10 protein-coding genes and 2 pseudogenes are annotated in these 12715 nt (G+C 69.1%); 3 read left to right on the forward strand and 9 right to left on the reverse strand.

Annotated features, from left to right (window positions below; genetic code table 11):
* Nucleotides 1-62 precede the first annotated feature (62 nt).
* The 6 genes and pseudogenes from ACH5A8_RS25510 to ACH5A8_RS25535 all read right to left on the reverse strand — a co-directional run.
* Nucleotides 63-503 carry a MarR family winged helix-turn-helix transcriptional regulator gene (locus tag ACH5A8_RS25510; protein WP_399005620.1) on the reverse strand — a complete coding sequence of 147 codons (441 nt, stop codon included), beginning with the start codon at nt 501-503 and terminating at the stop codon, nt 63-65.
* Nucleotides 504-1712: 1209 nt separating this feature from the next.
* The gene (locus ACH5A8_RS25515; protein WP_399005622.1) at nt 1713-2954 is read right to left on the reverse strand and encodes an FAD-binding oxidoreductase; all 1242 of its coding nucleotides are present in this window, start codon (nt 2952-2954) and stop codon (nt 1713-1715) included.
* A 539-nt stretch (nt 2955-3493) separates the two neighbouring features.
* Nucleotides 3494-5386: a glycoside hydrolase domain-containing protein gene (locus ACH5A8_RS25520; RefSeq protein ID WP_399005624.1), complete on the reverse strand. Its 1893-nt coding sequence runs from the start codon at nt 5384-5386 to the stop codon at nt 3494-3496.
* Between the two features lie 469 nt (nt 5387-5855).
* A pseudogene (locus ACH5A8_RS25525) lies at nt 5856-6034 on the reverse strand (IS5/IS1182 family transposase); the annotation flags it as partial.
* 172 nt (nt 6035-6206) lie between these two features.
* The gene (locus ACH5A8_RS25530) at nt 6207-6356 is read right to left on the reverse strand and encodes a hypothetical protein (RefSeq protein WP_399005625.1); all 150 of its coding nucleotides are present in this window, start codon (nt 6354-6356) and stop codon (nt 6207-6209) included.
* A gap of 178 nt (nt 6357-6534) precedes the next feature.
* Nucleotides 6535-6953: pseudogene (locus ACH5A8_RS25535) on the reverse strand (transposase family protein); the annotation flags it as partial.
* Nucleotides 6954-7293: 340 nt separating this feature from the next.
* On the opposite strand from ACH5A8_RS25535, the gene ACH5A8_RS25540 reads away from it, so the two are divergent.
* Nucleotides 7294-8325 carry a hypothetical protein gene (locus ACH5A8_RS25540; RefSeq protein WP_399005626.1) on the forward strand — a complete coding sequence of 344 codons (1032 nt, stop codon included), beginning with the start codon at nt 7294-7296 and terminating at the stop codon, nt 8323-8325.
* 336 nt (nt 8326-8661) lie between these two features.
* On the opposite strand, the gene ACH5A8_RS25545 is transcribed toward ACH5A8_RS25540, so the two are convergent.
* Complete coding sequence (locus ACH5A8_RS25545) at nt 8662-10164, reverse strand: aldehyde dehydrogenase family protein (RefSeq protein WP_399005627.1); 1503 nt, start codon at nt 10162-10164, stop codon at nt 8662-8664.
* Nucleotides 10165-10319: 155 nt separating this feature from the next.
* Between ACH5A8_RS25545 and ACH5A8_RS25550 the strand changes: the two genes are divergently transcribed.
* On the forward strand, nt 10320-10910 hold the full coding sequence (locus tag ACH5A8_RS25550; protein ID WP_399005629.1) for a TetR/AcrR family transcriptional regulator: 591 nt from the start codon (nt 10320-10322) through the stop codon (nt 10908-10910).
* Between the two features lie 109 nt (nt 10911-11019).
* Here the strand turns inward: ACH5A8_RS25550 and ACH5A8_RS25555 are convergent, their stop codons facing one another.
* Nucleotides 11020-11340: a hypothetical protein gene (locus ACH5A8_RS25555; protein WP_399005631.1), complete on the reverse strand. Its 321-nt coding sequence runs from the start codon at nt 11338-11340 to the stop codon at nt 11020-11022.
* Between the two features lie 22 nt (nt 11341-11362).
* Complete coding sequence (locus tag ACH5A8_RS25560) at nt 11363-11719, reverse strand: DoxX family protein (protein ID WP_399005932.1); 357 nt, start codon at nt 11717-11719, stop codon at nt 11363-11365.
* Between the two features lie 69 nt (nt 11720-11788).
* Between ACH5A8_RS25560 and ACH5A8_RS25565 the strand changes: the two genes are divergently transcribed.
* Complete coding sequence (locus ACH5A8_RS25565) at nt 11789-12670, forward strand: LysR family transcriptional regulator (RefSeq protein WP_399005633.1); 882 nt, start codon at nt 11789-11791, stop codon at nt 12668-12670.
* Nucleotides 12671-12715: the final 45 nt, after the last annotated feature.

The raw sequence follows: 12715 nt of genomic DNA on the forward strand, positions 1-12715 counted from the left end.
TCATGGCATGAACGAAATTAGTTCACGGCATGAACATCGTCAAGGTGCGGTGCAGCGGGACCTCACGGTGTGATGGGTTGGTCCGAGGTGGGCGAAGACAGGTCCGAGGTGTCCACGATGGCGGTGGCCACGCGCTCGAAGTCGCGCTGGTCGTCGGCGTCGAGGTTCCTCGCGATCTCGGGCAGGCGCTTGGCGACCTCGGCGTAAACGGCCTCGGCGAGCACCTTCCCCGTGGGCGTCGCACTGAGCATGACGACCCGCCGGTCCTGCGCCGAGCTTGCCCGGCCGACCAACTCGCGCCGCGCGGTGCGATCGACCAGCTGGCTCAACGCGTTCTTGGTCATACCCAACGACGCGGCGAGGTCAGCCATCTGCCGCGGCTCGTCCCTGACCGCGCAGAGCAGCGTGGCCTGCGAGGGGGTCAGATCGAACTCGGCGCATATCTGCGCGTACTTGCGCTGAATCACAACCGAGAGCCAGAAGAGCTTGTCGCCATAGTCCACGCCAGCCTCCCAGGTCCGATGACGAACGACCAGCCTACTCGTCGCGGCCGGCCGACCACGCCGGCTCAGGCCCTCGCTCAACTCCGAGCCTCGCTGCAGCGCGCGGAAACCGAATATTCTCCCCCGCGCTGTGACCGAGCGCTCTACTCGGCGGGCTCGCCAACTTCCGCGCTCACTCTGCCCGCGCCCGGCCCCGGCTGTCCGGACAGGGTCCAGGATCCGTGCGGTTGGGGTTCAGGAGGTCGTGCAGGGGCGGCCGGTGCCGACGATGCAGGTGTCGTTCTCGCCTGCCGGTCGGAATCGATGTCGCCCTCGTTGTTGCGGACGTGGACGTGGCAGGGCGCGTCCGTAGTCGAGCGCGGCCCGCCCCGCCCACCGGGGTCCGGACCGTGGAGATGACGGCCGGGCTGCGGGACGCCGGCCGACAAGTCACCCGATCCAGGGCGCCGTTCGAACCAGACCGAGCGCACGAGCGGATGGAGAACGGCCAGTCACTCCGAGAGTCGAGGGTGCCTGGGAAGACTTGAGTTCCGTACCGGCCGCGGCTCGGACTCGTGCGCGGGCTCGGCGTCCTCCCAGGCCCACTCGGGATCAGTTCCTGCGACCGCGGTCCGGCATAGCGCTGACGGAGGAGGCCTGCCTCTTCCGGGTGCGAGATCAAACGGCCGTCCCGCGTCCCCGGATGTGTCACCTCCGGCAGCGTCCCCGCAGGTCACACTTCTTGCTGTCCCGCCTTCCCCTCTGCCCGGAGAGGGCCTGGCCGCTTCCGAACGCGGTCGGACGGGGTGCCTGCCGAACCCCGGCGGACTCGGTAACGGGTCTGCCGGCATCCGACAGCCGCACCACAACGGAGATATTCGTGCTGAAGCGCTTCACCACCGGACTGGCCCTGAGCAGCGCCGCCCTCGGGGGTCTGGTACTCGTCGCTCCTGCCCACGCCGCGCCCGCAACGCACGCCGGGGTCCGCTCCGCGGCGGCGTCATGCTCCGACCCGGAGTACCACACCTCGGAGAACTACGAGGGCATGTACGCCGGGTACAGCTGGGCGTGGAACGTGGTCGTGAGCCGCGGCGACACAGGCGACAGGGTCCGCGAGATCCCGTGCCTCCTGAAGTACGAGTGGTTCATCAACCCGCACCCACCGCATCACGCTTCACCCGTCGGTCAGGCCAACGACCCATCCAGAGCTTGTTCGAAAGGCGCACCACGTCAAACCCGCCTGAGCCCCTGTGCGAAGTCGAACACCTTGTCCGGGTCATAGTCGTGCGCGATGGAGCGCAGTCTCCCCAGATTCGGTCCGTAGTAAGACTCCGGCCAATCGGGCAGGGCGGGATCAATGTAGTTGATGTAGCCGCCTCCGATACCCAGGGCCGCCAGGCCAGCCACCACCTCGGCAACGCTGTGCGTAGTCTCGGCTTCGGATGCTGCCGTGGCAGTAGCGTAGACCTGCGCGGTAGCGAACGCCTTCCGGTGCGGGAACGCGGTCTGCTGGACATCCACATCGGCCACCGCGCCCCCGAGAGGGTCCAGGATAAGCGCTAGGCCCGTGCGTCCGGTGAGCAAAGTGGTCACGGCGGTGGGGTCGGTGGCGGGAGCGCCAAGAACGCGCGACGAGGCGACGAACGACTCCCGATCGGGGCGACCGGCGAAGAAACGCATGGCATTGAAGTAGTCACGGTCTTGCACGGTCCTGCGATTGGGCAATACACCGCAACGGGAGACGAGATCGTCCAAAAGAGGAGCACAAACGCTGCTCGGCCCAACAAAGCAACCAGCGACCCGGCAGCTCGGCGGATCACCACCCGAAATGTTGAGGTTTCCCCACAACTCCCGCGGAGCGGAGGAGATCCACGGCTGCCAGGCGCTTAGCACCTCGGTCACCTTCCCCTCCGGGAAACCCACCACAAATACGGTCAGCGCCGGCGCCGGATCGGTCGCGAAGGTGAACTCCGTGACGATCCCGAAATTGCCGCCGCCACCTCCACGCAGTCCCCAGAACAGGTCCGGGGTGCGTGCGGCGGAGGCCGTAAGCCTTCGCCCGTCTGCAGTGACGATCTCCGCGGCCACAAGGTGATCGCAGGTGAGCCCGAACTTGCGCTGCAGTACGCCGATTCCGCCGCCCAGGGTCACCCCGGCGACGCCGACGGTGAAACAGGATCCGGCAGGTAGGCATCGGTTCGCCTGTCCAAGTACGCTATAAATGTCCCGTATCGTCGCGCCGGCGCCAACGGTCACAGTCCCGTCCGCTTGAACGCTCACGGTCGACATGCGCCGCAGATCCACGACAAGCCCGCCGTGCGGCGCCGAGTAACCGGGATAGGAGTGCCCGCCGCTGCGGGCGGCCAGTGGAACCCGATTCGCGGCCATCGATACCGCACTGCTGACGTCCAACGCCGACTCGCACTGCGCCACTGCGGCCGGTACATGATCGTCATGGAGCGGGTTGAACAACTTCCGGGCATCTTCGAAACCTGGATTTCCCGGCCGTAGCAACGCTCCGTGCAGCCGCCGACTCAGCTCTTCCCAGTCCACCTGGGCGCCCGATGAATCCGTGACTGGCTGCGCGGCCCGAGACGCGTGGAGCATAGATTCCCGCGCCATGCTCACCATCTCCTCCGCGGAGTCCGAGGTTATGGGTGGTGGGGGATGCATCCACGCTAACACGGTGCGACCAGCCTCTCCATTTGTCGCCGCGGTTTCCCGCTGACGGTGCGGCACACTCACCGACTGGCCCGGCGGCGTACTGCAGCTTCATGCACCATGCTGGTCATGTCCGTCCTTGCGCAGGCGTGGCGAGGGCGGGCACGCGCCGGTCGGGCGGGGGTGGACAAGACAGTGACGGGCTTCTGGGCCAAGGTCCTACCAAGTCACAAGCGTCCGTCCGGCCGCGTGCGTGCTGATCACCGGCGAGCGACGATTCCAGACCGGACGGTCGAGACGTCAGTCAGGCGGAGGCTCAGACTTCGCCGGGAGGGCCACCACGCTCAGTGTCAGGCGAGGTCGAGCGGGGAAAGCCGTTCCATCGGCACGTAGTCGGGTAGGGCGGAGTCCCAGTGGGTCGCCCACACCGAGCCGTCGCGCCCCATGGCGAGGACCTCGACATCGCCGGTTCCCTGGCAGCACGCGGTGACGACGTGGGCGAGTTTCGGCGGTGTCCCGCCGATCTGCCGGAGCGCGGTCCAGACGCCTGTCGCCGTCGTCAGGGACGTGTTGTAGAGCATGCCGTCGAGGCCGATGACGAACACGTCGAGGAACGCAGACGAGCGGCTCGTCGCGGCGATCCGGGACGAGGGTTCCAGGGGTACGGCTCCGCCGCCGATCTCGCGCGTGGTGCCCCAGAACGATGCCGTGGTCCACGGGGTGCTGTAGAGCCGGAGCTTGGGATCGCCGTCGCGGCGCCCGATGAACGGGACCTCGATGAGATCGGGGCCGGGGCTGCACGCCGCGAGATTCGTCATCGTGTGTGCGCGGACGACGGGGTCGCCGATGGCCGAGGATTCGGCCCAGTTCCCGGGTCCGAGTGAGAAGGACGTACGCGGCACGGAGTCGCTGCCCACCCAGAACAGGTCCAGTTGGCCGGTCTTGCGGCTCAACGCGGCAAGGCCGTTGGTTCGGAGCACGGAGGGCGCGACGGGCCCCGCGGGGGCCTGGAGGTGACCGGGGGCCGTCCAGGACTGCGTGGCCTCCTCCCACCGGCTGCCCACGATGTTGTCGGCCTGCCGGTCGTGGGCGAACACCTCGGGCGCCCCGTCCTTGCGCTGGGCGATCACGACGCCCGCGAGCGGGTCGATCACCACCGTGTCGCTCTCGGGCACGCTGCACTCCTGCCAGGCCCCGGAGGCGGCGTGCCGGAAGGTGTGGACGTGCCAGGTGCGGTCGTCGCCGCTGTCCCACAGGGCGAGCCCGGCAAGCCAGTCGGTCAGCGCCGACATCGGCGCGAAGGGGTTAAGGGAGGCCGTCGAGACCTGCCCGTCGAGATCGGCGTCCAGCGTGGCTGCGCCCGGCGACCAGGTCACCCGCGTGGCCTTGCCCCGGCGCACCGCGAACGCCCCGAGCCCGTCGGCCGTGCCGGGCGCGCCGACAACGGGCCCACCGCGTATCTCGTCCGGCTGGTTGCCGCTCTCGGGGAAGGCGGGGTTGCGGACGACGGCGACATCGGCGTCGATGTCCGGGAATCCGGCGATGGGGCCTCCGGCGGGCTGTCCGATCCCGAACCGCCACTGCCGGGCTATCGCGTCCCGGTCCGGTGCTTCGCCGCCCGTGACGTTGATGGGCGGTGTCGCGAGCTCCACCTTGCCGCCCACGACCGTGATGCCGCCGGCGGTCGCCGGAAGCAGGTTGACGTTCCACACGTACAGGCCCGGGTATTCCTTGCGGAAGGCGAGAGAGGATGGGGGGTGGCAGTACACGCCGGGCCGGTAGCCGAGTTCGGCGAGTCGGTGGAACCACGCCGAGCAGTACTTCTTGCCCGCGTCCGCCGGCGGGCCGCCCCTCTCCCAGTCCAGGTAGATCACCGAGCCCTGCGGGAGGCCCGCGCTCGTCGCCTTCACGGCGGCGTCCTCGGCGTTCGCCACGGCGATCTGCACGCGGACATCGATCGGCCCGTCCGCGTTGCCCGGGTCCTGCTGTCCCCAGTAGATCGGCAGGAGCCCCCACACCGGACGCAGGTCGGACCACCCGTTCATCCAACCGCCCACGGGGTGGGCGCCGATACCGCCCATCCGGTTGTGGCCGTTCAGCGGCTTCGTGACCGGGATCTCGCCGACGGCTGGCGCCGGCGAATCGAGATACATGCCCGTCCAGTAGATGTTCGAGAGATCCGAGATCGCGCCCATAACGGGCTTCCCCGGATACTTGCCCGTGTCCATTCCGGCGTAGAGCATGAGGTGACCCTTCCCGGCCGCCCCGCCAGGACGGCCGTCGGCTGAAGACCCGTCGAACGCGAAGACGCACCGTTGTCCGGGGCGACCGCCCCATTCGAACTCGCCGGAGGCGGAGGGAAGGAAGACAACGGCGTCTTACCAGTCGCACAGGGTTCGGTCAGCGCCGGCCGGGACTGAGGCGACGATCATGTTGCTGGACTGCACGTTGTCCGAATCGTTCCTATCCGTCAGCCGGACGTCGACGTTGAAGTCGAAGGGCACGGTGAACCCTTGCTCCAGCTCCCTCTTTTTCTAGCGTGGCACGACTGCGGCCGATCGCAAACGCAGCCGGTCGGCGCGTCTTTTCGGCCGGACTGAGGCCACCGTTGAGAGGTGTGCAAGCTGAAATTGCTGGTCACGGGGGTGGTGTGCGTGGGCATCGGGGTGCTCGTGCTGGTCGCTGAGGCGTGACTTTCGTGAAGATCGTCGGTCATCGTGCGACTTCGCGGTTCGTGAGGACCAGCAGGGCCCGACCAGGGCGGTCGCCCACTTCGGGTCGGTGCGAACCTTGCCGAGGACGCGCCAGTTCGCGAGATGGGCGAAGCCGTGCTCGACCGGCGCCCGGACGGCTGCCAGTGCCGTCTGCTCCCGGGTCAGGGCAGCCTCCCGCACGATCGCCAGGATCCTGCGGCAGCCGCCGCAGCGCGCCCTCGTCGGCCGCGTCGCTGCGGTGCGGGATGGAGCAGGACTGCCCGCCCGGCCACCTTCGCCGGTACCGGAGCGACAGGCCCGGCGTCGGCCCGGGTCTGCTCGGCCAGACGGTTCGACACTCGTTCCTCGATCACCAGTTCATCCCGCTCGGCTGGACCTCCTGAGCTCGCTTCGCCAACTCCTCGACGATGGCTTCCAGTTCGCTCCGACGGACGGTGATCCAGTGCCGCTCCTGCATCCCGCGCCCTCCCGCCTTCTCGCGGCGTGCCGACCTGCTCACGGATCGTAGGCGGGGGCTGGTCGCGGGCGCAGCCGAACCCGGCATCCCGCCGGAGCCAGACCTGCCCGATGATCTACACCATGGCCACCGGCCGCCGGCCGGCATGAGTACCCGAATCGCCATTCACACCAGCCCCGTGACCTACGACTTCATGATGCACACCGCTCATTGCGCCCTTTCAGCGTCGCCTCTCCAGGGTGAGGGCCGCGGCGGTGATGGCTGTCAGACAGCTCGGGCCGCAGCGGCTCCGGCGGAAGATCCGCCAGGACTTCAGGCGGGTGACGCCTCGTTCGACGGGAGCGCGGGTTCTGGGCGAATGCGGGGTTCAGCATCCGTTCGGTCGGCGTGAGTTCGCCGTTGGGCGGGCGGCGGATGGCGGTGGTGGTCCAGGAGCCGGCGCCGATGTAGGCGCGGTCGGCGACGATGGGGACGCCCTGACGTTCGCAGATTCGGATGATGCGGTGGATGCGTGCCGTTCACGCCGTGGCACCGGTGCTTGTGCTTGTGGGAGTAGTCGGCGCGTCCGTCGCCCAGGCGGTCGCACTCGCCGAGGGTGCCGTCCAGCGTTACGTAGTCCGGGTCGTGCTCGCGCAGAGTGCTGTGGGGGGGGGAGGCGGCGGGTGATTGGCAGGCGCTTTGTGGTGCAGGGGGCTTGACGAGTTTTTCAGCCGAATGGTTGTGTAATGAAAGGAAATTCTTACAGATTTGGTGCAGAAGGGTCACTCGTACGCGGAAGCTGCAGGTCAGCGGGATGTGAACGAAGCGGAGGGAGTTGAGGTCTCGTCACGTGGCCATGACGTAAGACCGACGTCGCGGTGAACAGGAGTCCCTAGGGTTCTTCACAGCCTCCCTGCCCGGTTCGGTGGCTCCACCCCACAGGGGCAGCAGGAGCTGGTCGCACACGTCACCCGTGCAAGACAAACATGTTGGAGCAGGCATGTCGTCAACCGTCAAGCGTCGTCGTCCGCGCGTGGTCCTCGCTGCCACCGCCGTCGTCGCCGCCGTCCTCCTCGCCCCGGCGCCCGCCGCGTTCGCCACCACACACCAGGGTGTCGTGGCCGCGCAGAACCCGGGCGGCCCCGTGGTCCGTACCGAGCAGCTCGCCTCCGGTGGCGGATTCGTGGAGATCTACCGTGTCTCGGCCTCCCACTACCGGGGCCGGATCATCAGCTACCACGGCACCAGCATCATCGACGCGAACGGTGAGACAGTGGCGCTCCAGGACAACGGCGAGTACACGTTCCTCACCCCGCAGGGGCACTTCGGGTCCTGGATCGCCGTCCCGGGCAAGAACCAGTTCCGCGGGCCCGGTACGTTCACCATCGCCCGCGGCTACACCGCGGTCGTCGAGCAGACCGGCAGCAACCAGTGGCAGGCCGAACTGAAGCGGCCCGCGGGCGGCGCGTTCGTGACCCTCCAGACGCACGCGGTCGACGACGGCCACGGCACACTGTCCCACATCTACGCCGGGGAGGAGATCGTCGACCCGGGCGGCAAGGCGATCTACGTCGTCCTGAGCGCGGACGGCACCATCACCTCCTTCGACCCGCAAGCCGCCACGAGCGGTGAGCCCCCGGCGGACAAGTGCACCGCGACCCGCGTGCAGTCCATCGGGGCGGGCATCCTGGCGCACCTGAGCAACCGCCCCAGCGGCCCCCGGGTCTCCTTCACGTCCATCTACGACGACGGCACAGAGCGGCCGGTGCTGATGCCGCTGGACAAGACCCACCCCTCGCTGCCCACGGACGCCGGCATCGTGGCCCGGATCACGGGTGCGAACACGGCGGCGCCCAAGCTGGTCACACGTGTCGAGGGCGGCACGGGCGCGCCGGAGGCGGTCACAGCGTTCCCGGCGCTCCCGAAGGACTGCCGCGGCACGGGCACCGGTACCTCCCGCACCGCGGGCACCTCCGGCCTTGTGGTACGCACGGCGCACCGATCACCTGTCGTGGTGCCCGCTGGCCGGTGAAGCGGCGAAGGTCATCCCACCTCAGCCGCATGCAGTGAGTTGATGCCCCAGTGCGCCGCGACCAGCAGGGCCGGTCCTGAAGCGGCAGGCTCCAGGACCGGCCCGCACGGGCCGGCCCGCGATTTTCGCCGGGTCAAGGCCAACGGTGATGCCCCTGCTTCTGAGCACGAACAGTCCCACGGCGCTACACGGGAGGCCGGCTCCCCCCTTCGGCAGGTGATGCGCCTGGTCATGAGGGTGATGGCGGCCCAGGGCAGGCCGGCAAGGGGCGGGGGCCCGTCGGGCGACGGGCCTCCGCGTGACAGGCATCCGGTCAGACACCTGAGGTGGTTGTGTTCACAGTGCGATGCGGACGGTCTTGACCTGGGTGTAGGTGTCGAGTCCTTCCAGGCCGCCTTCGCGGCCCAGGCCGGACTGCTTGTAACCGCCGAAGGGGAGGTTGCCGGTGCTCATCTCCGCCCAGGTGTTGATCCAGACGGTGCCGGCCTCGATGGCTGCGGCCATGCGGTGTGCGGTGGTGAGGTCGGTGGTCCACACGGAGGCGGCCAGTCCGTAGTCGGTGTCGTTGGCCTGGGCGATGGCGTCGTCGATGTCGGTGAAGGTGGTGATCACGCCGACCGGGCCGAAGATCTCCTCGCGCACGACGCGCATGTCAGGGCGGACGTCGTCGAGGAGGGTGGGGGCGAAGAAGTATCCGTGGTCACCGAAGCGCCCGCCACCGGTCACCACGTTCGCGCCCTCCTCACGGGCGATGTCGAGGTAGGAGCTGACGCGGTCGAACTGCGCCTTGGTGGAGAGCGGTCCCACCAGCGTGCCCTGGGCCAGCGGGTCGCCCGGGGTGAACATCTCCATCGTCTTCAACAACTTCTCGACGAACTCCTCGCGGATGCTCTCCTGGACGAACACCCTCGATCCGGCGACGCAGACCTGGCCCGCGTTACCCAGGAAACCGGCCGCCACGCCACGCACCGCCATGTCAAGGTCGGCGTCGGCGAAGACGACCGACGGCGACTTGCCGCCGAGTTCGAGAGTGACGCGCTTGAGCGTGTCGGTGGCCTGGCGCTGGACCAGTTTGCCGGTCGCGGTCGACCCGGTGAAGGCGATCTTCGCGACGCCGGGGTGCGCGACCAGCGCCTGGCCCGCCTCGGAGCCCAGGCCGGTGACGACGTTCACGACACCTGCCGGCAGGTCGGTGCCGGCCAGCAGTTCGGCCAGGCGCAGCGTGCTCAGCGAGGCGGTCTCGGCCGGCTTGAGGACGACGGTGTTGCCGGCGGCCAGGGCGGGGGCGAGCTTGCCGGGCAGCTGGCCCATCGGACCGTTCCAGCCCCAGATGACGCCGACGACGCCGAGGGGCTCCTTGCGGGTGTAGGCCATGCGGTCCTTGCCTGCGGGGACACTCACGCCGGACAGCTTGGTGGGCCAGCCCGCGTAGTAGCGGAAGACCTCGCTCGCCTCGGCGAGCATGTGGGCGGTCAGCATGCGGGGTGCGCCCATGTTGACCGAGTCTATGGTGGCCAGTTCGTCGGCGTGCTCCTCGATGACGTCGGCGATCTGGTGCAGGATCCGGCCGCGCCGGTCGGGGGTCATGTCCGCCCAGGCGGGATCGGTGAACGCCGCGTGCGCGGCCCTGACCGCGGCGTCGATGTCGGCTGCCTCGCCGCGCGGCACACCGGCCAGCGCCTCCTCGGTGGCCGGGTCGGTGTTCGGCAGCGTCCGTCCGGAGGCTGCGGCGACCTGACGGCCTCCGATCCACATCATCCGCTCTCCGGCCCGCACGAACGCGGGGACGTCACCGCGGGCGGCGTCGGCGACGGGCGGGACGCTCACAGTCGAAGTCATGGTCATTCCTCTCCTGAAGTCATGATCAGCAGATCCGTCCTAAACGGATTGCCTGTCCATTTAACGTACCGGACAGGCTATCCGGTTACAAGAGGAAGTGAGAAGGCTATCCGGTAAGCTGGGACCTGGGACATCGAAGGAAGGAAGCATCCGCCGTGAGCGCTGAGCCCGCCCCTGCCCGACGCGCCGACGCCGAACGCAACCGGTCGAAGATCATCGCGGTGGCCCGCGAGGCCTTCGCCGCACCCGGCGCCGCACCGTCGATGGCCGAGATCGCCCGACGTGCCGGCGTCGGCATGGCCACGCTCTACCGCAACTTCCCCGGCAGACTCGAACTGGTCGAGGAACTCTTCCGTCACACCGTCGACGACATGTGCCAAGCCGCCGAATCCGTCAGCGGCGACACGCCTGGCGAGGCCTTCTTCGCCTGGCTCATGCACTTCCACGCCATCGGCACCCGCAAAGGACCTCTCGCCTCCGTCCTCCTCGCCGAATCCGCCCATGGCACCCCCATCCTCCGCGCCAGCCGCTCCCGCACGATCGCCGCAGGCGAGCCCCTCTTCCGCGCCGCGCAACGCAGCGGAGAAGTACGCAGCGACGTCTCTCTCGGACAGATCCTCGACGGCCTGGTCGCGCTCGCCGGCATCGACAACGACCCGGACTTCCCCGGCGCCCTGATCCGCGTCCTGCTCAACGGCCTGCACCCGAATCCGGACACCATGGGCGGATCGCCGACTGCCGGTTAAGGCGGGGCGTCCCAACGGCCGCAAGAGTGAGCGGGTGACTGACGTTCGTCTCCCCGTGAGACCCACGCCTACCTGCACCGCCGCGGGTGGCACCGTTCTTCTCCGCCGCCTAGACCACCGTCCCAGTGGCGTCGTCGTTCAGCGTGCGCGCGGCGAGGCAGGGCAGCCGCTCCGTCCACGGCGTGGTCTTCCCGGTCCGGGCCGCGGTCCGCTCGCGCAGCCGCTCCAGCCGCGCCGCCAGCAGGTACCGCGCGGCGCGCTCCCTCGCCGTGTCGGCGGCCCTCGTCGCGGCGGCGACGGCGTGCGCCGGTCGGGTCGTGCCGGAACCGGAGGCGGGCCCTGTTCGGAGTGGAACCGCGGGACCACGCACCGTGCCGCCCCCACTTCCCGTGGCGGAGCGACTGACGTTCTCGTGGCAGACGACACTCATCGAACGTCGAGCAGTGTCGCCATCAGGAGGACACGGTCAACGCCAACGAGGCGACGGCGATGGCGAAGTAGAAACCGGGGAAAGCGAGGTTGTAGAACACACGGGCGCGCAGATGGAAGGCGAGCGCGCCCAGATAGAGCAGGACGAGACCGCAGGCCGCAGCGGCACCGAGGGGGCGCAGTGCCCCGTCGATGAGGCCGAGGAGGAGGCCCGCGGCACCAGCCAGCTTGAGAGCGGCCAGCCAGGGCAGCCAGGATCGGGGCACACCCACCTGCGCCGAGTTGGCCAGCACGAAGCGCGCCCCGGCGAGATCGGCTGCGGCGATACCGACGTTGACCGCAGCGGTGAACAAGGTGACGACAAGGAATGCGAGCTGGATACCGATCACGCCTTCAGGATCCGCAGGCGCTTCGGCACCGTCCAATACCCGCTTCTATAACCTGACGGCATGGACGTGGACACACGCCTGCTTCGGTACTTCGCCGCAGTGGCGGAGGAGGGCAGCCTGACCGGGGCGGCGCAAAGACTGTTCGTCTCGCAGCCCGCGCTGACCAAGCAGATCCGGCGCTTGGAGGACGAGCTCGGGTCACCGCTCTTCACGCGTTCGCGGTCCGGTATGGCGCTGACCGAGGCCGGTCGAGAATTCGCCGCGCGGGTGCCCGCACTGCTGGACGACTGGGACGAGGCGGTACAGGCAGCCGGCCGGGCGGCGCGGCTGCTGCGCCTGGGCTTCCTGGACGCGGGCGCCGTGGGCGCCGTCCACGAGGTCATCGCCGAGTTTCGTCAGGCGCACCCGGAGTGGCGGGTGGAACTGCGTCAGTTCGACTGGTCGGACCCGAGTGCCGGCCTGGCCCGCGGCGAAGTGAACGCGGCAGTGGTGCGTTTGCCGTTTCCAGGGCAGGAGAGGCTGGATGTACGGGAGTTGTTCGTCGAGGAGCGTGGGGTGCTGCTGCCGGCTCGACATCCGCTGGCGAACAGCGGGACGGTGGAGTTCCGGGAGCTGTGGGACGAGCCCTTCGTCGCTGCCGGAGCCGAGACCGGAGCCTGGAGGGAGCACTGGCTGGCGGCGGAGGAGCGGGAAGGGCACCCGGTGCGGGTCGGCGCCGTCACCAGTCGGCCCGACGAGTGGCTCGTAGCGGTGGCTGCCGGCTGCGTAGCACTGGCCCCGGCGTCGACGGCCCGTTTCTACTCCCACCCGGACGTGGTGTTCCGTCCAGTCCGCGGGGTCTCACCGAGCCGAGTAGGGCTGGCCCGACCAAGGGACCGGACACGCGAGGCGGCGCTGGATGAGCTGCTCGAGGCCACCGCGCGGCGGCTGAGCCGGAGCTGACGACGGGGCCGGCAGCCCGCCGGCACGCTGCCCGGCCCGATCGGC

This window comes from Streptomyces sp. NPDC018610 (assembly GCF_044391765.1).
Taxonomy (GTDB): Bacteria; Actinomycetota; Actinomycetes; order Streptomycetales; family Streptomycetaceae; genus Streptomyces.